The sequence below is a fragment of the Pseudarthrobacter sp. rb genome (assembly GCF_056389225.1).
Window position 1 is genome coordinate 17,753 of the sequence record NZ_JBWJAR010000018.1, and the last position, 22,297, is coordinate 40,049.

Consider the following 22,297-nt stretch of genomic DNA (forward strand, 5'->3'; position numbering starts at 1 on the left):
TCAGGGCAGCCCGGCCATCCTCGCCGCCAGATGCAGCGCCGCGAGCCGCCCCGTACCGCGGGGATCCCCTCCGCAGAGTTCAAATATCCGTTGCAGCCGGTGATGCATCGACTGCCGCTCCAGATGCAGTTCGCGTGCCGACTGGGCTGTGTTGCAACCGGAGTCCAGCCACACCTGCAGGGTCTCCAGCAGCTGGGACTGCCGCTGTGCATCATGCTCCAGGACTGCCCGCAACTGCCGGCTCACGAACGCTTCCCGGGACGAGGCATCCAGGCAGGTCAGCGCGAGGCTTTCCACGGCAGTGTCCTGGGCATCAACCACAACCAGGCCCCGGGACGGATACCGCCTGCGCGCCGACGCATTCCGCCGGCGGATCTGCCGCACCTCCAGGGCGCGGCGGGCCTCCGCCAGTGACCAGGCTGCCTCCGCCACCCCCTCTGCCAGCGGCCCCACGGCGATCACGGCGTCGTGATCCCCTTCCAGTCCCTGCAGGGACTGAAGGAGCAGCCGCCGCTCCCCGGCAGTCTCGGTGCACGGCAGACCGATCATCACCACCAGCTCGGTGTCGTCAAGGTAGGCGGCGCAGGGGATCCGCTGTGAGCTGAGGAAGTTCTCGATGGCACCACGCAGCTCCTGCGGCGCAGCCGCGTGGATGGCGGCCACCACGGCAGGGGAGTCCGTGGGGAAGCCGGCGCCGGGGGCCAGCTGCTCGAGACGCCACTCCGGTGCGGAATTCAGCACGGCGCGCATCAGTTCAGCACCGGCCAGGGCATGCAGTCCCGGAGGCGTGTGCTGCAGCAGCGCCAGGCCCAGGATGTCCACGGCGCGCTCCCCGGCCACCTGGGCCAGCGCCGTGTCCGCGACATCCGGCACGTGCACCTCGAGCCGTCCCATGAGGACCCCGCGCACGGGGATGTCCACGGTGATGACCGTTCCGCCGGCCACCGGGTAAAAGCCGCCGTGCCCACCTGGCCCGGTGCCGTCGTCGTCAGCTGTTCCTTCTCCCGCTTCCGCGTCTACCCCGTTACTCCAGCCCTCCGGCGCCGCGCTGCCCATGGTTACTCCCCACGGGGAGGTGAGCTTTACGGCTGAGGCGGTGATGCCTGCCAGCACGCCCAGGATCTTGTCCAGTGAAGCGCCATGGGCCAGCTCGGCAGCCATGGCGCGCGTGGCGGCATCCGCCTGCTGCAGGTGCCCCACCGATTCGCTGACAAGCATGGAGTTGATGGCCTGCATGACGCCGACGAACGGCACCACCTTGCGCAGTTCCACCACGGGAAGGCCGTATTCCTCAGCCTTCTGAAGCATGTCTGCAGGGATTTCCGGCAGTGCACCGCCCGTCTCGATGGCCAGGGCAGCGACGCCGCGCTGCGCCAGCTCACGGACGTAGTCCCCGCGTTTGGCCGGGGTGGCGGTGGCCAGCGTGATCCCGCCGCAGAGCAGCAGTTCCCCGCCTCGGAGCAGGGGAGCGATGTCCAGCACCTCGCTGGAGTGGACCCAACGGACCGGCTGGGCGTCTGCCATAGCCCCTTCCGGGTGGACCACGGGATCTGCGGCGGCAAGGGCGGGGTGGGCGAGTATTTCGCCAAGAAACACTGACACGACAGTCCGTAACGTAGAAGAAGGATTTGTTCGACAGATTGTATCTTGTTGCTTGTGATGAGGGCCACATAGCCTTGTTTGTACTTATCCACCTCACGGAGGCCCCCATGCAAGAAAAGCTTTCAACAGCCACGCACGGCCAACCTGACCAGGCCACACAGGACCACAGCGCCGTGGACCATGAAGCCTGGCTGCAGCCCATCCCCGAATCAGCACGCACACGCAAGGTATCCGGCCAGTTCTGGATCTGGGCGGGCGCCAACCTGGCACCCATCAACTGGGTGCTGGGGGCACTCGGTATCCAGCTGGGACTCGGACTCGCGGACACCATTACCGTCCTGGTGCTGGGCAACCTGATCGGCATGCTGCTCTTTGGCTGCTTCGTCCTCCTGGGCCAGAAGACCGGAGCCACCGGCATGGTCCTGGCCCGGGCGGCATTCGGACGGCGCGGCAACTACCTGCCGGCCGCCATCCAGGCCCTGCTGGTCATCGGCTGGTGCGCGGTGAACACCTGGATCATCCTGGACCTGGTCATGGCGCTCTTCGGGACCCTTGGCTGGGTTGACCCGGAAGCCCCCAACTACGCCTGGAAGATCGGCGTTGCGACCTTCATCATGGCCCTCCAGGTTGCCATTGCCTGGTTCGGCTACAAGGCCATCGCCGCCTTCGAAAAATGGACCGTACCGCCCACCATCCTCATCCTGGCCGTCATGTCCGCGGTGGCATGGTTCGGCATGGACATCAACTGGAGCTACGCCGGTCCTGCCGGCGCCGTCCTGGAAGGTTCCGAGCGCATCGCGGCCATGAGCGCCGTGATGACCGCCATCGGCATTGGCTGGGGCATCACCTGGTTCACCTACGCCGCGGACTACTCCCGGTTCGTCAGCACCAGCGTCCCCAAGAAGAGGGTCTACCTCGCTTCGGTACTGGGCCAGTTCATCCCCGTGGTGTGGCTCGGCGTCCTGGGCGCCAGCCTGGCCACCAACAGCGGCGAGATCGATCCCGGCAAGCTGATTGTCATGAACTTCGGCGCCATGGCGCTGCCCGTACTGCTCATGGTGCTCCACGGCCCCATCGCCACCAACATCCTGAACATCTACACCTTCTCCGTGGCCACCCAGGCCCTGGACATCTCCATCAGCCGCCGCAAACTCAACCTGTTCGTGGGCGTCTTCTCGCTCGGCGCCGTCGTCTTCTTCATCTTCCAGGAGGACTTCGCAGCGGTACTCGACGCCTGGCTGATCGGCCTGGTGGCATGGGTGGCCGCCTGGGGCGGCATCATGCTGGTGCACTACTTCTGGCTGGAGAAGCGCTGGCCGGGCGGCACCGACCGTCTGTTCGACGGCGTGGGCACCAAGCGGCTGCCGGTGGTCAACTTTGCCGGGGTCATCTCCCTCGTGGCCGGGATCTTCGCTACGTGGCTGTTCATGTACGGCCTGATCCCCATCATGCAGGGCCCCATCGCCGTGGCCCTGGGCGGCTGGGACCTGTCCTGGCTGGCCGGCGGCCTGACCAGCGCCGGGGTGTACGCCATCCTCGGCCCGCGGCAGCACATCCGCTACCTCGCCCTGGAGCCGCGCACCACGCAGAAGGTGGACGCCACCCCTGGCGCGACCGCTCCCGAAGCAGGGAGCCCGGAGAGCACGCCCGCTCTTCCCGCCCTCTAAGCTCACCACCCCGAAGAACCTGGCGGGCGCCCTGCGCCCGCCGAAAGGATTTCCCGTGAACAAGCCCGCCATCGCGGACGCCCTGCACCCCATCACCTGGCCCGAGGGCTTCAAGGCCGCAGCGTCCTTCACCTTCGACGTGGACGCCGAGTCCTGCACCATCGCCCACGATCCCGCCGGCACCCGGCGCATGTCGTTGATGAGCCACCAGTCCTATGGCCCCAAGATCGCGGTCCCGCGGCTCCTGGCCATCCTGGCCCGCCAGGACATCCAGGCCACCTTCTTCATTCCCGGCTTCACCGCCGAGTCCTACCCCGACGTGGTCCGGCAGATCGTGGACGGCGGCCACGAGGTGGCCCACCACGGCTACCTGCACGAACCCATGCAGGGCATCGACGCCGCCACCGAGGCCAGCTACATCGACCGTGGCCTGGAGGCACTGGCCAAAGTCGCAGGTGTCCGGCCCGTGGGGTACCGGGCTCCGTGGTGGGAGCTCAACTGGCACTCGCCGGGCCTCCTGGCGGACCGCGGGTTCCTCTACGATTCGAGCCTGCTCGACGGCGACGCACCCTACCGCTTCGCTGTCGCCGCGGACGATCCCCGGGACATCGTGGAGATTCCCGTGGACTGGACCCTTGACGATTGGGAGCAGTACGCCTTCTACCCCGGCGTTACAGGCAGCGGCGTGATCGAGAGCCCGGCCAAGGTCCTGGAAATGTGGACCCTCGAAGCCCAGGCCCACCACTCCCAGGGCAGCTGCTTCGTCCTCACCAACCACCCGTTCATTTCCGGCCGGCCGTCCAAGGCTGTAGCGCTGGAGCAGCTGATGGAGCGGGTGAAGGCAATGGACGGCATGTGGGTGACCACCATGGAGAACATTGCCCGGCACACCCAGGCCACGGTCACCGAGGTCCACACCCACGCGCGGATCGAGGTGCCGGTATTCCCGGGCGCGGGTGCACAGTTCAAGCCGGCCGTCGGGCGGCTGGGGGTGCTGGCCTAGCGTCCGTGGGCATTTAGCGGCCGGCGGCGGGATTTCCCGCCGCCGGCCGCTTTTGGTTGCCCATGGACACCATCCGCGGTGCCGCCTATGGTGGCCGGAAAGGCCGGCGCCACCGGCCGGGAGGAGCTTCGATGGGACTTATGAACAACGCAACGGACGGAATCGAGCAGGAGCTCGACTGGCAGGTTCCGCTCTACGAACAGCTCCACCGGAATCCGGAACTCGGCCTCGCCGAACACCAGACCTCGGAAGCCGTTGCGGCGAAGCTGGCGGCCTGGGGTTTCGACGTCCGGCACTTTGGCGGCACCGGTGTGGTGGGCGTCCTTGCCAACGGACCCGGCCCGGGCGTCCTGGCCCGGGCCGACATGGACGCCCTCCCGGTCACCGAGGCAACCGGGGCAAGCTACTCCTCCGCCGTCCCAGGGGTGATGCACGCGTGCGCGCACGACATGCACGTGGTGGCCCTGCTCGGCGCGGCGAAGTACCTGGCAGACCACCGGGATGCCTGGCGGGGAACCTACACCGCCCTGTTCCAGCCGGCAGAGGAGACGGCGGCAGGCTCGCAGGCAATGCTCGACGACGGCCTGGCCGGCGGAATCCCGCGGCCGGACGTCGCACTGGCCCAGCACGTCATGCCCACCGAGGCGGGAACCATCGGCACCACGCCGGGTCCGGTGCTCTCGGCCGGCGACTCTGTACGGATTACCGTCCACGGCCGCGGCGCCCACGGCTCCATGCCGCACAAGTCCGTGGATCCGGTGGTGCTGGCCGCCTCGATCGTCCTCCGCCTGCAGACTGTGGTGTCCCGCGAAACGATTCCGGGGGAGTTCGCAGTGCTGACTGTTGGCTCGGTGAGCGCCGGAGCCACGGCCAACATCATCCCGGACCGGGCGGAGCTGCTGCTCAACCTCCGCACATACGACCTTGCCGTCCGGGCCGCCATGATGGCCGCCATCGAGCGGATAGTACGGGGCGAGTGCGCAGCCGCCGGTTCGCCGCAGGAACCGGAGTTCGAGTATTACGACCAGTACCCGCTGACCAGCAACGATGCGGAGGCCAACGCCCGGGTCACTGCAGCCTTCACCAGGACCTTCGGAGCGGACGCTGTCTACCGCACCGCCCCGCAGACGGCGTCAGAGGACTTCAGCCGCATCCCTGACGCATTCGGCATCCCGTACGTCTACTGGATCGTCGGGTCCGTGCCCCCGGAAACCTACCGGCGGGCCGTGGCGAATGGCACGGTGGACGCCGATATCCCTGCCAACCACTCGCCGTCGTTCCTGCCCGCCGTTGACCCTACCCTCCGCATGGCCACCCGGGCCCAGGCGGCGGCCGCGCTCGCCTACCTCGGTGCGGACGAAGCCTAGCCGGCCACGGACAGCAGGGACTTCATCTGCGCTGCGGCGTCGCTGCCCGGGGCCGGTGTGTACACCACGATGTGCAGGTCCGGCCGGTCCGACGGGGACACCTGGTGGTGTTCCAGCTGGAGCACCCCGACGGCGGGATGGTGGAAAAGGCGCTCGCGGGACTCGAAACCCAGGATGTCGTACAGGTCCCAGCCCTGCCGGAACTCCGGGCTCGCTTCCTTGAGCCGCTCCACCTGGTACTGAATGTCCGGATCGCCCAGCCGCTGCCCGGTTTCGGCCCGGAACTCTGCAAGGAAGCGCTTGCTGGTGGTGTCCCAGTCCGGAAGCAGGTTCCGGACGTAGGGGTCGGTGAACACCAACCACAGCAGGTTCCGGTCTGCCGCCGGCACGGTGGCGATATTGGGATACAGCGCCGCGTAGGCCTTGTTCCACCCGGCCACGCCCCAGTCCGGGAACAGGGCGAAGGACGGGTTGGGGTCCAAGGCATCCAGCAGGCGCTGGATGTGGGGCGGGGCGGTATCGGCTGCCGGCCCGGCGGGAGCTGCGGAGGCGTATCCGCCCAGTGACAGAACGTAGCCCAGGCCGGTGCTGGACAGATGCAGTGCGCGGCTGATGGCCTCGAGGACCTGCCGGGACGGGCTGATATCCCGGCCCTGCTCCAGCCACGTGTACCAGGTGACGCTGACGCCGGAAAGGAACGCCACCTCCTCGCGGCGGAGCCCCCGTTCACGGGTGCGGCCGACGGGCGGCAGGCCGTAGTCGGCCCGCAGCGCCTGGTCGCGCCGTGCCCTCAGGAACAGGCCAAGTTCTTTTCGGCGCCCAGGATCACTCACCGGGAAATACTATTACTCTGGTACTTTCACTACTAGTAGCAGCGCTGTCTTCCGTCCGCGTCGCCCAGGCAAGAGGATGGTAAGCATGCCTGCACTCCGCTCTAAAACAGTCACCCATGGCCGCAACATGGCCGGCGCCCGCGCACTGCTGCGCGCCTCCGGCGTCGCCAATTCAGACATCGGCAAGCCGATCATTGCCGTGGCCAACTCCTTCACCGAATTCGTCCCCGGCCACACCCACCTTGCCCCCGTGGGCCGGATCGTCTCCGACGCGATCCTCGCCGCCGGCGCCGTGCCGCGCGAGTTCAACACCATCGCAGTGGATGACGGCATCGCCATGGGCCACTCCGGCATGCTCTACTCGCTGCCGTCCCGCGACCTGATCGCTGACTCCGTGGAGTACATGGTCAACGCCCACTGCGCCGACGCATTGGTGTGCATTTCCAACTGCGACAAGATCACCCCGGGCATGCTCATGGCGGCGCTGCGCCTGAACATCCCCGTAGTCTTTGTCTCCGGCGGCCCCATGGAGGCCGGCCGCGTGACCCTGACCGACGGCTCCGTGCGCTCCCTGGACCTGGTCAACGCGATCGCCGACGCCGTGGACGAGTCCATCTCCGACGCGGACATCAACCTCATCGAAGAGAACGCCTGCCCCACCTGCGGTTCCTGCTCCGGCATGTTCACCGCCAATTCCATGAACTGCCTCACCGAGGCCATCGGCCTTTCCCTGCCCGGCAACGGCTCCGTGCTGGCCACCCACACCGCACGCAAGGCGCTGTACGAGAAAGCGGGCGCCACCGTCGTCGAGCTGGTGAAGCGCTATTACGACGGCGACGACGACTCCGTGCTGCCGCGCTCCATCGCCACCGCCAAGGCCTTCGACAACGCCATGGCCCTGGACATCTCCATGGGCGGCTCCACCAACACCATCCTGCACCTGCTCGCCGCTGCCCAGGAGGCGGGCGTGGACTACGGCCTGGCAGAGATGGACGCCAAATCACGCCAGGTGCCCTGCCTGGCCAAGGTGGCCCCGAACGTTGCCAAGGACAAGACCTACTACATGGAGGACGTGCACCGCGCCGGCGGCATCCCCGCCCTGCTGGGCGAGCTGAACCGCGGCGGTCTGCTGCACAAGGACGTCCACTCCGTGCACTCCGCCGACCTGGACGGCTGGCTGGACGACTGGGACATCCGCGGCGGCAAGGCCACCGAGGAAGCCAAAGCCCTGTGGCACGCGGCCCCCGGCGGCGTCCGCTCTTCCACCGCGTTCTCGCAGTCGAACGAATGGACCTCCCTGGACACCGACGCCGCAGAGGGCTGCATCCGCTCCGTGGAGCACGCCTACTCCAAGGACGGCGGCCTGGCCGTGCTGCGCGGCAACATTGCCGTGGACGGCGCCGTGGTGAAGACCGCCGGCGTGGACGAATCCATCTGGACCTTCTCCGGCCCGGCTGTGGTGTGCGAATCCCAGGACGAAGCCGTGGAGAAGATCCTGAACAAGCAGGTCAAGGAGGGTGACGTGGTGGTGATCCGCTACGAAGGCCCCAAGGGCGGTCCGGGCATGCAGGAGATGCTCTACCCCACGTCCTTCCTCAAGGGCCGCGGCCTGGGCAAGAAGTGCGCGCTCATCACGGACGGCCGCTTCTCCGGCGGTACCTCCGGCCTGTCGATCGGCCACATCTCCCCGGAGGCTGCGTCAGGGGGAACCATCGCGCTGGTGGAGGACGGTGACGTCATCAGCATCAACATCTCGCAGCGCTCCATGGAGTTGGAAGTTTCCGACGAGATCCTCGCCGAGCGCCGCGAGAAACTGTTGGTCAACGGCGGGTACAAGCCCAAGGACCGGGACCGCCAGGTGTCCGCTGCCCTGCGCGCCTACGCCGCCATGGCCACCTCCGCGGACAAGGGTGCCGTCCGGGACGTGTCCCTCCTGGAGCGCTAACGCCCACACCCGGGCGGGGGAGGAGGCAGGACAGGTCCTGCGGCACTCCTCCGCCCGGGCACAACGGGCCAAAGGGCCCGTCCTGTGGTTCGGCCGCTCGGGTACCCTGTTCACATGGTGCAGGGAGAGGCCGATTTCCGGGCTGAAGGCATCCTGCTCGCCGGGGCAGGACGGGCCATTCTGCTGCAGCTTGCCAACCCTGCGATCGGCCGCGGCGTGGCGGCGCACAGCACGTTCACCCAACGCCCGGTAAACCGCCTCAAGGGCACTCTCACGTACGTCTACGGCATCGTGTACGGAACTGAGGAGCAGGTCAAGGAAGTCCGGCGCCGGGTGAACCGCGCGCACGTTCCGGTACGCCGCACGGCGGGCGAACCGTCCGCCGGTTACAACGCCTTCGATCCGGCGCTGCAGCTCTGGGTGGCAGCGACGCTCTATGACACGGCGCTGACCATCGTCGAGAAGATCCGCGGCCCGCTCGGTGACGAGGCGGCCGACGCAATGTACCGGGACTACGCACGGATCGGCACCGCCCTGCAGCTTCCACCGGACATGTGGCCGAAGGACCGGGCGGCGTTCAGCCGCTACTGGGATGAGCAGCTTTCCACCCTCCGTGCCGAGAAAGAAGGCGTGCGCGTGGGGCGCGGCCTGCTGTTCCCCAAGCACACCGCACTCTGGTACCGCGCCATCATGCCTTCTGCGAGGTTCCTCACCGCCGGGCTCCTCCCGGAGCAGTTGCGGAAGGACTTCGGCCTCGTGTGGAGCGACCGCCACCAGCGACGCTTCGACCTGACATGGCGCATCCTTGCGGTGGCTTACCCCATGCTGCCGGTGCGCATCAGGCACTGGTTCAAGGATTACTGCCTGGCGGAACTTGAAAAAGACCTGCGAAAGAGCCCGCAAACTACGCAGCGGCAAGGAACCACTGCGTAGTTCCATGGCAGTCTTGCCCTAAAGGGGGTCTGCCAAAACCGGTTTCAGCAGGGCCCTCGCCAGGGCTCGGTGAGCACGGTTTGATGGAAGGCATGGCCCCCGAAACAACTGTCACCAGCACCCGTGCGCCCCAAAAACCCGGCGTGCAGCACCACGCGCACTGGGGAGGCGTCTTCGCGATGTCCCTGTGCGTCTTCGCCCTGATCGCCTCCGAATTCATGCCGGTCAGCCTGCTCACCCCGATGGCCGCCGAACTCCGGGTTTCCGAGGGGATGGTGGGGCAGGGCATCGCGATCTCCGGCCTTTTCGCCGTCGCCACCAGCCTGTCGGTGTCCACGCTGGCCGGCAGCATGAACCGCAAGACCCTGCTGCTGGGCCTGACCACGGTGATGGCTGTTTCCGGTGCCCTGGTCGCGATGGCCCCGGGATACCTGCTCTTCATGGTCGGCCGTGCCCTCATTGGCGTGGTCATCGGCGGTTTCTGGTCCATGTCCGCGGCCACCGCCATGCGGCTGGTGCCGGCCCACCAGGTGCCGCGCGCCCTGGCGGTCTTTAATGGCGGCAACGCCCTGGCCACCGTGCTGGCTGCGCCGCTGGGCAGCTACCTGGGCTCATTCATCGGGTGGCGTGGAGCGTTCTTCTGCCTGGTTCCGGTGGCGTTGCTCGCCCTGGTCTGGCAGTGGATCAGCCTTCCTTCCATGCCAGTGGAAAAGCGGGCGTCCGGAAACGTCCTCGGAATTTTCGCCGCATTCAAGAGCCCGGCTGTCGCCTGGGGGATGGCCGCCTGCGGCACCTTCTTCATGGGCCAGTTCGTCCTGTTCACTTACGTCCGTCCGTTCCTGGAGCGGGTGACCGGCGTGGAGGTGGCCACGGTGTCGCTCGTATTGCTGGTGATGGGTGTGGCAGGGTTTGCGGGCACCATGCTGATTGGCCGGTTCCTGGGGAAGGGCCTGTACCGGACGCTGGTCACCATCCCGGCGCTTATGGCGGTCATCGCCGCCGCCCTGGTCCCCACCGGCGGCTGGCTCGCCGTCGTGATGGTCCTCCTGGGTGTTTGGGGGCTGCTGTCCACGGCCGCCCCGGTGGGCTGGTGGAGCTGGATCGCAGAGGCCATGCCCCACGACGCCGAGGGAGGTGGGGGCCTGATGGTGGCCGTCGTCCAGACCTCGATCGCTGTCGGATCAACGCTGGGCGGCGTCCTGTTCGACTCAGCCGGCCACGGCGGCGCCTTCATGGTGGCCGCCGCTGTCCTCGCGGTCTCGTCGGTCCTGGCGTTCGTGACGGCACGGATCACAAGCCGGACCGCCTGACCGACCAACAGATTTTTCCAATTAGCCGAAATAACAGGAGGAGAACATGAAGTACACCAAGAGCGGCGGCCAGACAGGAGCCGGACCGAAGGAATGGTTCACCGGCACCGTGCAGATTGACGGCATCCGCAACCCCGATGAACAGTCGGCGGTCGGGTGCGCCCACGTCCGCTTCGCCCCCGGTGCCCGCACCGCCTGGCACCACCATCCCAAGGGCCAGACCCTGTACGTCACGGACGGCATTGGACTGGTGGCGCGGCGCGGCGGGCAGGTCCAGGAAATCCGTCCCGGCGACGTGGTCTACATCGAGCCGGGGGAGGAGCACTGGCACGGGGCAACACCGGAGCGGTTCATGGCCCACGTCGCCATGCAGGAAGCGGACGAAAACGGGCAGGTGGTCACCTGGCTCCAGCACGTCACCGATGAGGAATACGGGGCCTGAGCACCCCTAACGACGGTGGGGGGGGGGGGGGGGGGGGGGGGGGCGCGGGGGGGGGGCCCCCGCCGCCCCCCCCCCCACCTTCTTTCGTGGCAGCTTAGTCCTCGTAGGTGTTCGCGATGTAGACGTCGCACGGGGCGTTGTGCGCCACGCTGTTGGCAACGCTGCCCAGGAGCCGGCCGATGCCGCGCATCCTGCGGTTGCCCACCACGATCACCCGGGCGTCCAGGCGGATGGCTTCCTTGATCAGCGAATCAGCCGGCTTGCCGCGGGCGGCGAAGTGGGTGATCTCCACTCCCGGCCGCGATGCGCCCAAGGACTTTGCCACCATCTCCGAGCTGTCCGCGTTGGAGATCCGTACCTTGTCCGAGCCCACCCCAAAGGTTTCGGCGTTCTCGATCTCAAAGGCGGTCACTACATGGAGGGACGCTCCCAGTGACTCCGCCAGGTCCAGCGCCACTTCTGCGGCCTTCCGTGCGGACGGGCTGGCATCCACACCTACTACAACTACATTCGCCATTCGTTCGCTCCTTCGTATAGTCCTGCATTCAACGTTTATTGGCCAGTCTAAGGACTACCCGCCCGGAGCCCGCCTAACCGTAGACTCTGAAGGCGGGTCATGAGTGGGTTGATGGGGGAACATGGGTGAGCTTGCCAATCAGGTTGCGCAGGATCGGACGGGCCTTCCGCCTGTCTATGTGGACGTGCCGGATGAATCAGGAATGCCGGGTGCAGGTACCAGCAGACTCCTGAACGCCGGCCTGACCGAGGCTGAGTCTGCCGTTGCCGCGGAGCCGGCGCCGTCACTCCAGCCTTCCAGGAAACAGGAACGCCGGACCATTGTCCTGCACGCCACTTGGATCCTGGGGTGCATCACTGCGGGAGTGATGCTGGGACTCTACAAGGATGCGGTCCAGGACGGGGACGCCGGACAAGCCGGCTGGGTGTTGACAGCGCTGGCAGTCCTCGTCCCGTGCCTCGTCGTGCTGGGCGCCTACCCGAAGTGGAAGAGGCGGAAGTTCATCAAGGACTATAAGCAGCGGCACCAGGCCTGGGTGGCCCGTTTCATCGGTAACTGGCCGCTCCGTGAGCGGCTGCTCGACGTCGACGCCATCCCTGATGTTTGGCAGCGGGTCAGCACGCGGACCATGGCGGACACCTTGGAAGCAGACCGGAGGTCCATCCTTGGCGCAAGGATTCCCAAGGGAACATCCCGCCCAGCTGCTGGCCGAGGCCCTCGCCGCCGTGAACGCCTGGGCGCGGGCACCCTGGTCCGACCCGGCCCTGTACCGCACTGCCCAGGACGCCGTCGAACGCTTCGGCGAACTCGCAGGCCGGCGGCGGGCGGACGCTGCGCCGCCCGGGCCGCCGTCGAACGTTCAATAGCCGGCGTTGTTCCTAGCCGCCCACCGTCGCCTGCGCCGTTTCCACGATGTTCTCGGTGACGGCCCAGGAGGCCAGGAGCTTGAGGGCTTCCGCGGACGGGCTGCCGGGGGTGGCGGGATAGACGGTGAGGGTATGCCCCGGGTCCTCTTCCAGGCCCAGCACCTGGTAGTTCAGCTCGAGGAGTCCCACCACGGGATGCTGGAAGAACTTGGTGCCGGCGTAGTGGCGGCGGACGTTGTGGGCTGCCCACAGCGTGCGGAATTCGTCGCTGCGCATGGACAGTTCCCCGATCAGCTCGGCGATGCCCTTGTCATGGGGATTGCGGCCGGCCTCCCGCCGCAGGATGGCCACGTTGGTGTTGGCCGCCCGTTCCCAGTCCGTGTAGAAGTTGTGGGCGCGGGGGTCCAGGAAGATGAACCGGGAGTGGTTGGCCGGCCGTGACGGAGTGCGGTACATGTCCGAATACAGGGCATAGCCCAGGGTGTTGGCGGCCACGATGTCCAGGCGGTTGTTGCCGATGAAGGCCGGCGCCTCCGTGATGGCGTCCAGCAGGTACTGCAGCTCCGGCCGGACCTTGGACGGGGCGGAGCCGCCGGCGCCCGCAGCCCGCTTGCGGCCCGAGGTGTTGGCTGCCCGGGCCAGGTCATAGAGGTGGTCATGTTCGGCGCGGTCCAGTTCCAAGGCACCGGCGATGGCATCCAGGACGCTGTCAGAAACACCGTGCAGGTTTCCCCGTTCCAGCCGCGTGTAGTAGTCCACGCTGACGCCGGCCAGCCGCGCCACTTCCTCCCGCCGGAGCCCCGGTACGCGGCGGCGGCCGCCATAGGGTTCGATGCCCGCCTGCTCGGGGGTAATCCGCCCACGGCGTGAAGACAGGAACTGCCGTACCTCGGCTCGGTTATCCATAGGGAACACGTTACGACGGATGGCAGGACCCTAAGGAGGTTCTGCCGGAACCAGTTACAGCAGGGCCCTCGCCAACGATGCCTGGGCCGGGTTTGATGGGAATGTCCCTTTCAGCCGTTTCACCATGTGGAGGACCCAGCATGCGCGCAACCATCATGCACGCGCCCGGAGACGTCCGGGTCGAGGATCGCGACAAACCAGCCGTCCGGCAGCCCACGGATGCGGTCATCAAACTCGTTGCCGCCTGCGTCTGCGGGTCGGACCTGTGGCCCTACCGCGGCGCCGACAAAATCTCCAAGCCCGCGCCGATGGGCCACGAGTACGTGGGAATCGTCGAGGAGGTCGGTGCGGGGGTCAGGAATGTCCGGCCGGGCCAGTTCGTCGTCGGGTCATTCTTTGCCTCCGACAACACCTGCGAAATCTGCCGCTCCGGCTACCAGAGCGCGTGTGTCCACCGCCAGGGCGTGGGCGGTGCACAGGCAGAATACATGCGCGTTCCGCTGGCGGACGGCACCCTGGTGGCCACGCCCGGCATGCCCGACGCCGGCAAGGTTCCGTCGCTGCTTGCGGCCTCCGACGTCCTGGGGACAGGATGGTTCGCCGCCAAGGCCGCCGAGGTGGGTCCGGGGAAGACCGTGGCAGTAGTGGGCGACGGCGCCGTGGGACTTTTGGGGGTCCTCGCAGCGCAGCAGATGGGTGCTGAACGGATCATCGCCATGTCCCGGCACGGGGACCGGCAGGCGCTGGCACGCGAGTTTGGCGCCACGGACATCGTGGAGGAGCGCGGGGACGAGGGCGTGAAGAAGATCAAGGAACTCACCGGTGGCCTCGGTGCACATTCCGTCCTGGAAGCCGTGGGCACGCAGGAATCGATGCTGCAGGCCATCCACGCCACCAGGGCGGGCGGCCATGTGGGCTTTGTGGGAGTCTCCCACGATGTGGCGTTGCCAGGGCGGGACCTGTTCTATTCGCATGTGCACCTGCACGGCGGCCCGGCTCCGGTCCGGCAATACCTGCCGGAGCTGATCGACCTGATCCTCAGCGGCACGATCAATCCTGGAAAAGTGTTTGACCTGGAACTCCCGCTCGAGCAGGCCGCGGACGCGTACAAGGCCATGGACGAACGCCGCGCCATCAAGGTGCTCCTGCGCCCCTAGCGCATCCTTTTCCCCAAGGGCCCAAGGGTAGGACTCTCAAGACCAGTCACAACAGGGCCACCTTGGTGCCACCTTTTCCCGGGTTTGCTCCGAACAACCCCGGTAGCATTTATATGTCCCCCCAACAGATCACAGGAGAACCATGACTACCGTCAAGGCTTATGCATCCCCGTCCGCCACGGAGGACCTGGTGGCTACCACCATTGAGCGCCGCGAAGTGGGCCCTCATGACGTCCTGATCGACATTAAGTTCGCCGGCATCTGCCACTCGGACATCCACACCGTCCGCGGTGACTGGGGCCCGCAGCAGTACCCGCTGGTGCCCGGCCACGAGATTGCCGGCATCGTCACCGAGGTGGGGGCCGAGGTGACCAAGCACAAAGTGGGCGACCGCGTTGGTGTTGGCTGCATGGTCAACTCCTGCCGGGAATGCGTCAACTGCCAGAAGGGCGAGGAGCAGTACTGCCTCAAGGGCAACACCGGCACCTATGGCGCCGTTGACCGCGACGGCACCATTACGCAGGGTGGCTACTCCACCCACATTGTGGTCACTGAAGACTTCGTCGTCACCATCCCCGAGGGCATCGACCTCGACGTCGCCGCACCGCTGCTGTGCGCCGGCATCACCACCTACTCACCGCTGCGGCACTGGGGTGCCGGCCCCGGCAAGAACGTTGCCGTCGTCGGTCTCGGCGGCCTGGGCCACATGGCCGTCAAGCTCGCCCACGCCATGGGTGCCGAGGTGACTGTCCTGTCGCAGTCGTTGAAGAAGCAGGAGGACGGCCTGAAGCTTGGCGCCGACCACTACTTCGCCACGAGCGACGAGAACACCTTCTCTGAACTCGCCGGCTCCTTCGACCTGATCATCAACACGGTCAGCGCCTCGATCGACATCAGCTCCTACCTGGGCCTGCTGAAGCTCGACGGCGCCCTGGTCAACGTGGGTGCCCCCGCGGAACCGCTTCCCGTCAACGCCTTCGCGCTGATCGGCGGACGCCGTTCCTTCGCCGGTTCCATGATCGGCGGCATCCGCGAGACCCAGGAGATGCTCAACTTCTGCGCCGAGCACGGCCTGGGCGCCGAGATCGAGGTCATCCCGGCTGGGAAGATCAACGACGCCTACGAGCGCGTGCTGGCATCGGATGTCCGGTACCGCTTCGTGATCGACACCGCCACCTTCTAAAGCACTACCCCCGCTTTTACGGCGCGCGCGGCGGGCCGGCTCCCAGAAGGGGCTGGCCCGCCGTCGGGCTTTAAGGTAGGGGACGACGGCGGTACAGGCCTTACGGACGAAGGGCCGCCAGGATGGAAACGGCCGGGCCTTCCTTCGTGTCCCGGTAGTTGATGCCGGCCCACAGGTTCAGCCACTCCGGCTCCCCTGCTGCGGCGGCTGCGGCACGCAGGGGAGTGGTGAGGTGGTGGATCTCCGGGTAGCCGTACGGGGCGTGGCCGTCATGGCGGCGCATGAACTCGTTGTAGAGGCCGCGCGCGTTGCGGCCGGAGAAGGCACGGGTGAGGGCGGTGGTGGTGAAATGGTCCGGCGACGACAAGGCAGCCCGGTGCGCGGGCTTGGTTCCCGCTTCATCAGCGCGGAGGAATGCGGTGCCGGCCTGGACCGCAACGGCTCCGACGGCGAGCGCAGCCCGGGTGTGCTCAGACGAGGCAATGCCACCCGCCGCGATAAGGGGCACCTCCAGATCAGACAGCGCGCCCAGGATCCCGTGGAGGGGCACCAGGGGAGCAGGCACATCCGGCTTGAACGTTCCGCGGTGGCCTCCGGCTTCCGGGCCCTGGACGCACAGCGCATCGGCGCCTGCCGCCAGCGCCCGCAGGGCTTCTTCGCGGTCCGTGACTGTGGCGATGACGTATATTCCGCGGTGCTGCAGTGCTTCCACCACGCTGGTTTCCGGGATGTCGAAGGTGAATGAAACGACCTCCGGTGCCAGGTCCAGCAAGGCCTCGAGCTTTTGGTCCCAGTCGTCATCGTCATGCCGCGGCTCGCCGAGGCTCACGCCGAAGCGCTCGGCGTCCGGGGCCAGCGAGTCCACGTATTGCTGCAGGGACGCTTGGCTGATGACGGACGCCTGGGGTACGAAGAGGTTCACGCCGAACGGCTTGTCCGTTTGTCCCCTGACGGCCTCGATCTCGGCGCGCATGGTTGCGGCGGTCTTGTAGCCTGCAGCGACGAAGCCCAGTCCGCCGGCCCCGCTGACGGCCGCTGCCAGCCGTGGGGTGGAGGGTCCCCCGGCCATGGGTGCCTGGATGACGGGCAGTGCCAGCGACTCGAACCTGAACTTGGTGCCCTTCTGGTGGGTAGCCATGTGCCCTTCCCGTCGTTTGGGTGTACCTGACGAATGCTACGCCGGTCCGGGTGGACAGTTCACGCCCGAAATATCTGCGGTCGTGTCACCCGTTTCGTGGACGGAAAAGGACGTTGACGACGGCGGGTGGGGCCCGCCGTCGTCAACGCCCTGTGCGGGTGGGCCGCTTAGAGGGCCAGCGCCGGCTCGTTCCCGCGCACGCTCAAGGTGAAGGTGTTGGGCCCGCTGCAGGTGACGGCGATGCGGCAGGTGGTGGTGTTGTGGCGCGCGGAGAGGTCGGAGACCGCGGAATCGAGGGTCTCGTGGAGGGAGGTCCGGTCCCAGATCTTCAGCGTCACGGATTCGGCAGTGTTAAACGTCATTGTTCAGTACTTTCCTGTGTCAAGCCGGTTTTGTCCCCGGCAATGGCCTGTCCGCGCTCGGAGGGTCGGTGGCCTGTGCTCACCGGTGGGCCTCGTTGCGTCACCAGGATGTCAAGGGCGGATGTTTCCGGCCCTGCCTATCCATAGTGCCCATGGCGGATGGGCGCACTCAACCAAATCACGCATTTGTTGCGAGTGAATCTCATCACGTGTGATCCGGGTTACAGCTACTCGTCGAAGTGGGCGGTGATCCTCTGTTCTCCGGAGATTGAGGTGATGACGGTGGCTGCCACTTCCCTCAGCTTGACGTTCCTGGTGCTTGAGGCGTGCGAGAGGATGCTGAAGGCGGTATCCCGGTCGCAGCGGTTTTGGGCCATGGTCGCACCCACCGCCATGTCGATCACGGTGCGTGACTGCATTGCGGCGGTGAGGTCATTCCTGGCTTCCCGGAGCTGGGAGATCCGCAGGATCAACCGCAGTGAACTGGCGGCTTGGGCCGCGAACGATTCCACGGTGGCGACGTCCTCCCCGGAGAACCCGTTGCTGCGGCCCGAGTAGAGATTCAGTACCGCTTCTGCTTCCCCCGCCAAGTCCAGCGGGACGGCAAGGATCGAGGACACGCCGTGCTCTGCAGCCGTCCTGACATAAGGGCGCCAGCGGTCTTCGCCGGCCAGGTCTGGCACAAGGAGGGTGGATCCCTGCCGGAGCGCGGTAAGGCACGGGCCCTGGCCGAATCCGTTCTGCAGCTCGTCAAGGGCCCATGCCGCAGGGTCGCTTGCTGCCACAGCCTGGGGCCGCTTGTGCCGCAGCACCGTGACGCCGCTGTGGATCGTGTTCCCGGGGACGGACAACCGGGTACTGGCAAGCATCGCCAGTTCGGTGAGGAAGGCCTTGATGTCCGGGCTTTCCAGCACGAGTTGCTGCAGCGACAGCTCTGCTGCCTCCAGCGGCCATCCCTCGGATTCCCGGAACGGCTGCTCCTCGCTGCCGGTCATTGGTCCTCACCCGCGGTCAGTTCCCTCATGGCCGTGGCGATCAACCCCACCTGGGAGGCCGGAAGGTGGAGCGCTTCGTTGAGGTAGGCGTCGAATGACATTTCGTCAGCGTCGCCGCCGAGGCCGTAGTAGTACGTCCACAGTTTCAGCATCGGTATCTGCGTCTCGCGGAAACGCCGGGCAACGTCCCTTCGCTGCTCGTCGGCTTCCAGTAGTTGGTCGGGGTCCCCGGTCCAGTCGGCGTTCATCCTTGCGGTCCCATGGGCCCGGCGGTGGTCAGCGCATTGTTCCCGGCCATCGGGCCTCGATCCATAGTTGCGCCAGAATTGCTTTTCCTGGCTGGCGGCCGCCCGCTCTTGGCGCGTTCGGCCCGTGCATTCAACCTCCGGATCCTGTAGCCATCCCGAAATCTCCTACGTTTGACACTACGCCCTTGGAGGTGTTTCTGGTATGGCGGCCGGTTGCATTCGCGCGGCCCGGCCGCCTGCGGGCCGGGTGTCGTCGTCCAGCAGCGGACCGCGGGTAAGTCCAGGTGGATCCCTGAGACTTCAGCTTAAGCCCCCGTAAATGCCCGCTCCGCTGCCCTGCGGGTCCCCGGCGACCGTAAGATGAACCCCATGCTGAATCCTGCCGACGATGTGACTGTCCAACACCTCCAAGAGGTCCTGGTGGGGGCTGAAAATGCCGTGGAGTTCCTGTCGGGTCTCTCGGGAATGGCGGCAGCGGCAGTATCCGCAGCTGCCGGTGACGACATTGAGTGCGCGGTGACCCTGAAGCTCCGGCGGCGGCCCACCACTGCGGCGGGCAGCAGTGCCCGGGCGCTGGAACTTGACGTCATTGAGCAGGCGCTGGGGGACGGTCCCTGTATCCGTGCGTTGCGGGAGATGGCGCCTGTGTTGATCGACGACGTCGCACGGGACCCCCGCTGGACAAAATACAACCAGGAACTGGCGCGCCGGGGCGTGCAGAGCAGCCTGGGTGTGCCACTGGAAATCAGCGGCGAGGCCAGTGCTGCCCTGAACTTCTTCGCCTCCAGGCCGGGCGTGTTCACGGCTGACGTTTACGACAAGGCGGCGGGTTTCGCCGCCGCTGCCCACAACACCTTGCATCTTTCAGTCCGCATCCACACTGCGCAGAACCGGGCGGATGACCTCGAAGCTGCCCTGGAGAGCAGGACCGCCATCAACCTGGCCTGCGGCGTCATCATGGCGCAGAACCGGTGTTCCCAGGAAGAGGCGGTGGAGATCCTCACCAAGGTCTCCAGCAACCGCAACCGGAAGCTGCGGGACGTGGCCAAGGAACTGATTGAACAGCTGTCCGGAAGCGGCATCCAGACCCACTTCGACGCCTAGGCCGGCGCCCCGGCTCCCTGCAGTCCACCAGCGGTCCCCGTCCGGTCAACCGGCGGTCCGCACGGACACTCTCGCCTCGCCGGCTGCTCCGCGGATGTCCCAGCAGTTGCCGCTGCCAATGACCTTGTAGTCCCGGTCTCCGACTGATTCCAGCACCACTGCCGTGCCCTCGTCGATGGCAACCGCCCATTCCACCAGGCCTGCCGCCACGGCGCCCACCGCGCGGCTCAGTGTCCCGGCCTGGGCGGCGTGGACGTCCACCGCGAACGGGACCATCCCCAGGCCCTCCCGGACGTCGACTGCATCCAGGCCCTCCGAGCACTCCTCCCCGCACACGTCCACCCCGTTGATCCGGCAGCCGCCAATCAGCGCGGGGCCTGGTGCCACCATGGCTCCGGCGGAGAACCCCAGATAGGGGGCGCCGCCGGCCGCCAATCTGGAGATTGCGGTGGCCGCGGGGCGGAGGCCCTTCCAGTACGCCGGCGTCAATCCGCCGCCCACCACCACGCCGTCCACACCGCTGAAATCAGCGGGATCCGCTGTCCTGCCTTCTGCCAGCGGCACCGCCACCACCTCACAGTCAAGCCTGGGCCGGAGGGGCCCTGCGCAGATTTCCACCAGCTCCTGCAGGCTTCCGCCGTGATGATGCACGGCAACGGCGATCCGGGCAGTCCGGCCCGGCGCGGCATGCCGCCGGATGTCCTCCGCAAACCGGTCAAAGACGTCCGGAAAACCCAGCGGATCCGGGCCGGCCCCGGCAAGGAAAATACTCATGGGCTTTAAGGTACCGGCAGGCGCCGCCGGGCTGCCGGAGACAGGAAAAGACCCTTGACCTGCAGTCACTGCGGGACTAACGTACAACCAAATGGTTGTAGAAAAGCTGCGCGAGACCGAACTGGACCGCCTCTTCCAGGCATTCGCCGACTCCACCCGGCGGGACATCGTCCGCCGGGTCACCGTGGGCGAGTACTCCGTGTCCGGCCTGGCCGCCCTGTACGCCATGAGTTTCGCCGCCGTCCAAAAACATGTGGCGGTGTTGGAACGCGCTTCACTGGTCACCAAGGAAAAGCGCGGAAGGGAGCAGATCGTGCGGGGCAACCACGAAGGACTGCAAAACGCCCGGCGGCTGCTCGACGACTATGAACAGATCTGGCGGCAGCGGGCCGCCCGGATGGCCGACATTCTCGCTGAAGGTTAGGAAGGCATTGCCATGACAGTCATCAGTACGGATAAGAACCCCGAGGCCCTCAGCCTCACCCTGGTCGCCGAGTTCGACGCGGGCGTGGAGCGCGTCTGGCAGCTCTTCGAAGACCCGCGCCGGCTGGAGCGCTGGTGGGGACCGCCCACCTATCCCGCCACTTTCTACAAGCACGACTTCGTTCCGGGCGGCCGGGCCAGCTACTACATGACAGGACCTGACAGGGACAAGGCGCACGGCTGGTGGGAGTTCACCAGCATCGAGTTCCCGCGGGAGCTGCAGTTCGACGACGGGTTCGCGGACAGCGACGGCAACCCCACCGGGGAGTTCGGCATCAGCCACGCCACGGTGACCCTGGAGCCGCTGGGGGAGCGGACCCGGATGACCATGCTGTCCACCTTCGAGTCCGAGGAACAACTCGAGCAGATGATGCAGATGGGCATGGAGGAAGGCCTCAAGGAAGCGGTCGGCCAGATGGATGGCATCCTCGCCGAGCACGCCAACGCCTGACAGCGCACCAACCACCCTTTGCCACAGCGCCACGTGGGCGGACGACGGCGGGACGCGCCGCCGTCGTCCGTCCAGCTTGGGCGTTGAACGCACAAGCCCACCGCTGAATACTGGAAGATGGGGGCCAGGCAAGGAAAGGCGGTGGCGGCAATGAGCGGCGGGGCAGGGGATTTCCGCAAGCGCCTCGAGCGTGCGGCCGAAGTCCGGTCATACCGTGGCGCCGGCATCAGCGCCGAGGAGGAAGCCGCGCTGGATGCCCTCGACGCGCAGGAGCGGGAGAAGCACAGGAAAGTCAGTGATGCCGCCCGTGCCGAGTACCTGGTCCGCGACGCCATGGCGCAAGGGAAGTTCGACAACCTGAAGTACGCGGGCAAGCCGATCCCCGGCCTGGGCGAATCGTACGATCCCGATTGGTGGGTGAAGGGGCTGATCCAGCGGGAGAACATCAGCGGCCTGGGTCCGGCGGCCATCCTGCTCCGAACTGAGGACGCCGAACTCGACACCAGGCTGGACGCCCAGTACACCGAGCAGCAGGTCCGGGAGATCCTGCAGGATTTCAACCGGCGCGTGATCGACGCGCGCCGCCAGCTCCAGGGCGGGCCGCCGGTGGTCACCAGGATCCGTGACGTGGAGGAGGAAGTGGAGCGCTGGCGCAGCCGCCGGACCGCGCGCGCGGTGGAGGCTCCTGCTGAGCCCGAACCGGAGCGGTCCTGGTGGAAACGCCTCTGGAAGGGTACGGGCTAGGCGGAAGGGTTTGCGCTCCCGAGCAGCTCGCACAAGGCGTTGTAGTACTTGCCGGTCTGGCCCCGGTGGGCAAGGCCAATCCTTCTGCACACCCGCTGCGACGCGGCGTTGGCCGGGTGGGTCACTGTCATCACCTCCGGCAGGCCGCTTTCAAACGCGTAGTTGAGAACCGCCTGGCCGGCTCCCAGGGGCGCAGGATGAGCCGCTCAGTCTCAAGGGCCCGCACGTTCCCATCGTGCCAGAGCGGTGCGGTCCTTACCGGGCTGC

The 22,297-nt window shown here is 66.9% G+C and carries 24 protein-coding genes; 14 read left to right on the plus strand and 10 right to left on the minus strand.

The features are described 5' to 3' along the window. Window positions 1-1,602: a PucR family transcriptional regulator gene (locus ACWRN3_RS18830; RefSeq protein WP_476741596.1), complete on the minus strand. Its 1,602-nt coding sequence runs from the start codon at window positions 1,600-1,602 to the stop codon at window positions 1-3. Window positions 1,603-1,709: 107 nt separating this feature from the next. Here ACWRN3_RS18830 and ACWRN3_RS18835 point away from each other — a divergent pair, with 107 nt between their 5' ends. The 3 genes from ACWRN3_RS18835 (at window position 1,710) to ACWRN3_RS18845 (ending at window position 5,639) form a co-directional block, all read left to right on the plus strand. Beyond that, window positions 1,710-3,269: a purine-cytosine permease family protein gene (locus ACWRN3_RS18835; protein ID WP_476741597.1), complete on the plus strand. Its 1,560-nt coding sequence runs from the start codon at window positions 1,710-1,712 to the stop codon at window positions 3,267-3,269. Window positions 3,270-3,324: 55 nt separating this feature from the next. Continuing rightward, entirely contained in the window at window positions 3,325-4,272 is a 948-nt protein-coding gene (locus ACWRN3_RS18840) for a polysaccharide deacetylase family protein (RefSeq protein WP_476741598.1), read from the plus strand. 131 nt (window positions 4,273-4,403) lie between these two features. Then, window positions 4,404-5,639: an amidohydrolase gene (locus ACWRN3_RS18845; protein ID WP_476741599.1), complete on the plus strand. Its 1,236-nt coding sequence runs from the start codon at window positions 4,404-4,406 to the stop codon at window positions 5,637-5,639. Here the strand turns inward: ACWRN3_RS18845 and ACWRN3_RS18850 are convergent. Next, complete coding sequence (locus ACWRN3_RS18850; RefSeq protein ID WP_255173340.1) at window positions 5,636-6,472, minus strand: helix-turn-helix transcriptional regulator; 837 nt, start codon at window positions 6,470-6,472, stop codon at window positions 5,636-5,638. The genes ACWRN3_RS18845 and ACWRN3_RS18850 overlap by 4 nt on opposite strands. 85 nt (window positions 6,473-6,557) lie before the next feature. Here ACWRN3_RS18850 and ilvD point away from each other — a divergent pair, with 85 nt between their 5' ends. From ilvD to ACWRN3_RS18870, 4 genes are all read left to right on the plus strand, one after another. Next, the gene (gene ilvD / locus ACWRN3_RS18855) at window positions 6,558-8,417 is read left to right on the plus strand and encodes a dihydroxy-acid dehydratase (protein ID WP_476741600.1); all 1,860 of its coding nucleotides are present in this window, start codon (window positions 6,558-6,560) and stop codon (window positions 8,415-8,417) included. A 114-nt stretch (window positions 8,418-8,531) separates the two neighbouring features. After that, on the plus strand, window positions 8,532-9,350 hold the full coding sequence (locus ACWRN3_RS18860; RefSeq protein WP_255173338.1) for an oxygenase MpaB family protein: 819 nt from the start codon (window positions 8,532-8,534) through the stop codon (window positions 9,348-9,350). 92 nt (window positions 9,351-9,442) lie between these two features. Continuing rightward, on the plus strand, window positions 9,443-10,660 hold the full coding sequence (locus tag ACWRN3_RS18865; protein WP_324643187.1) for an MFS transporter: 1,218 nt from the start codon (window positions 9,443-9,445) through the stop codon (window positions 10,658-10,660). A 46-nt stretch (window positions 10,661-10,706) separates the two neighbouring features. Next, window positions 10,707-11,102, plus strand: coding sequence for a (R)-mandelonitrile lyase (locus tag ACWRN3_RS18870; protein WP_255173336.1), 396 nt, complete (start codon window positions 10,707-10,709; stop codon window positions 11,100-11,102). Window positions 11,103-11,196: 94 nt separating this feature from the next. On the opposite strand, the gene ACWRN3_RS18875 is transcribed toward ACWRN3_RS18870, so the two are convergent. Then, window positions 11,197-11,619 (minus strand): universal stress protein, encoded by a 423-nt coding sequence (locus ACWRN3_RS18875; RefSeq protein WP_324643185.1) that lies wholly within the window; start codon window positions 11,617-11,619, stop codon window positions 11,197-11,199. Between the two features lie 665 nt (window positions 11,620-12,284). On the opposite strand from ACWRN3_RS18875, the gene ACWRN3_RS18880 reads away from it, so the two are divergent. After that, on the plus strand, window positions 12,285-12,485 hold the full coding sequence (locus ACWRN3_RS18880; protein WP_476741601.1) for a hypothetical protein: 201 nt from the start codon (window positions 12,285-12,287) through the stop codon (window positions 12,483-12,485). A gap of 12 nt (window positions 12,486-12,497) precedes the next feature. Here the strand turns inward: ACWRN3_RS18880 and ACWRN3_RS18885 are convergent, their stop codons facing one another. Then, window positions 12,498-13,391, minus strand: a complete 894-nt coding sequence (locus ACWRN3_RS18885) for a helix-turn-helix transcriptional regulator (protein ID WP_324643183.1) — start codon at window positions 13,389-13,391, stop codon at window positions 12,498-12,500. Window positions 13,392-13,531: 140 nt separating this feature from the next. Here ACWRN3_RS18885 and ACWRN3_RS18890 point away from each other — a divergent pair, with 140 nt between their 5' ends. Both ACWRN3_RS18890 and ACWRN3_RS18895 read left to right on the plus strand, forming a co-directional pair. Next, window positions 13,532-14,548: a zinc-dependent alcohol dehydrogenase family protein gene (locus ACWRN3_RS18890; protein ID WP_476741602.1), complete on the plus strand. Its 1,017-nt coding sequence runs from the start codon at window positions 13,532-13,534 to the stop codon at window positions 14,546-14,548. A gap of 142 nt (window positions 14,549-14,690) precedes the next feature. Then, window positions 14,691-15,731 carry an NAD(P)-dependent alcohol dehydrogenase gene (locus ACWRN3_RS18895; RefSeq protein WP_476741603.1) on the plus strand — a complete coding sequence of 347 codons (1,041 nt, stop codon included), beginning with the start codon at window positions 14,691-14,693 and terminating at the stop codon, window positions 15,729-15,731. Between the two features lie 100 nt (window positions 15,732-15,831). Here the strand turns inward: ACWRN3_RS18895 and ACWRN3_RS18900 are convergent, their stop codons facing one another. The 4 genes from ACWRN3_RS18900 to ACWRN3_RS18915 form a co-directional block, all read right to left on the minus strand. Next, window positions 15,832-16,869, minus strand: a complete 1,038-nt coding sequence (locus ACWRN3_RS18900) for a nitronate monooxygenase (RefSeq protein WP_476741604.1) — start codon at window positions 16,867-16,869, stop codon at window positions 15,832-15,834. A 167-nt stretch (window positions 16,870-17,036) separates the two neighbouring features. Next, a complete protein-coding gene (locus ACWRN3_RS18905) occupies window positions 17,037-17,231 on the minus strand; it encodes a hypothetical protein (RefSeq protein WP_159630557.1) in 195 nt (64 codons plus the stop codon). A gap of 227 nt (window positions 17,232-17,458) precedes the next feature. Continuing rightward, a complete protein-coding gene (locus ACWRN3_RS18910; protein WP_476741605.1) occupies window positions 17,459-18,226 on the minus strand; it encodes an ANTAR domain-containing protein in 768 nt (255 codons plus the stop codon). Beyond that, complete coding sequence (locus ACWRN3_RS18915) at window positions 18,223-18,474, minus strand: hypothetical protein (protein ID WP_324643176.1); 252 nt, start codon at window positions 18,472-18,474, stop codon at window positions 18,223-18,225. Before ACWRN3_RS18915 ends, ACWRN3_RS18910 begins: the two co-directional genes overlap by 4 nt. Before the next feature lie 369 nt (window positions 18,475-18,843). Here ACWRN3_RS18915 and ACWRN3_RS18920 point away from each other — a divergent pair, with 369 nt between their 5' ends. Continuing rightward, window positions 18,844-19,578, plus strand: a complete 735-nt coding sequence (locus ACWRN3_RS18920; protein WP_476741606.1) for a GAF and ANTAR domain-containing protein — start codon at window positions 18,844-18,846, stop codon at window positions 19,576-19,578. A gap of 45 nt (window positions 19,579-19,623) precedes the next feature. Here ACWRN3_RS18920 and ACWRN3_RS18925 read toward each other — a convergent pair whose 3' ends face one another. Further along, entirely contained in the window at window positions 19,624-20,352 is a 729-nt protein-coding gene (locus ACWRN3_RS18925; RefSeq protein WP_476741607.1) for a Type 1 glutamine amidotransferase-like domain-containing protein, read from the minus strand. A gap of 91 nt (window positions 20,353-20,443) precedes the next feature. Between ACWRN3_RS18925 and ACWRN3_RS18930 the strand changes: the two genes are divergently transcribed. The 3 genes from ACWRN3_RS18930 (at window position 20,444) to ACWRN3_RS18940 (ending at window position 22,030) form a co-directional block, all read left to right on the plus strand. Beyond that, window positions 20,444-20,776, plus strand: coding sequence for an ArsR/SmtB family transcription factor (locus ACWRN3_RS18930; RefSeq protein ID WP_255173325.1), 333 nt, complete (start codon window positions 20,444-20,446; stop codon window positions 20,774-20,776). 12 nt (window positions 20,777-20,788) lie between these two features. After that, window positions 20,789-21,286, plus strand: a complete 498-nt coding sequence (locus ACWRN3_RS18935; protein ID WP_476741608.1) for an SRPBCC family protein — start codon at window positions 20,789-20,791, stop codon at window positions 21,284-21,286. A gap of 150 nt (window positions 21,287-21,436) precedes the next feature. Further along, window positions 21,437-22,030 carry a DnaJ family domain-containing protein gene (locus ACWRN3_RS18940; RefSeq protein ID WP_476741642.1) on the plus strand — a complete coding sequence of 198 codons (594 nt, stop codon included), beginning with the start codon at window positions 21,437-21,439 and terminating at the stop codon, window positions 22,028-22,030. Here ACWRN3_RS18940 and ACWRN3_RS18945 read toward each other — a convergent pair. Beyond that, window positions 22,027-22,218 carry a GNAT family N-acetyltransferase gene (locus ACWRN3_RS18945; protein ID WP_476741643.1) on the minus strand — a complete coding sequence of 64 codons (192 nt, stop codon included), beginning with the start codon at window positions 22,216-22,218 and terminating at the stop codon, window positions 22,027-22,029. The genes ACWRN3_RS18940 and ACWRN3_RS18945 overlap by 4 nt on opposite strands. Window positions 22,219-22,297 lie beyond the last annotated feature (79 nt).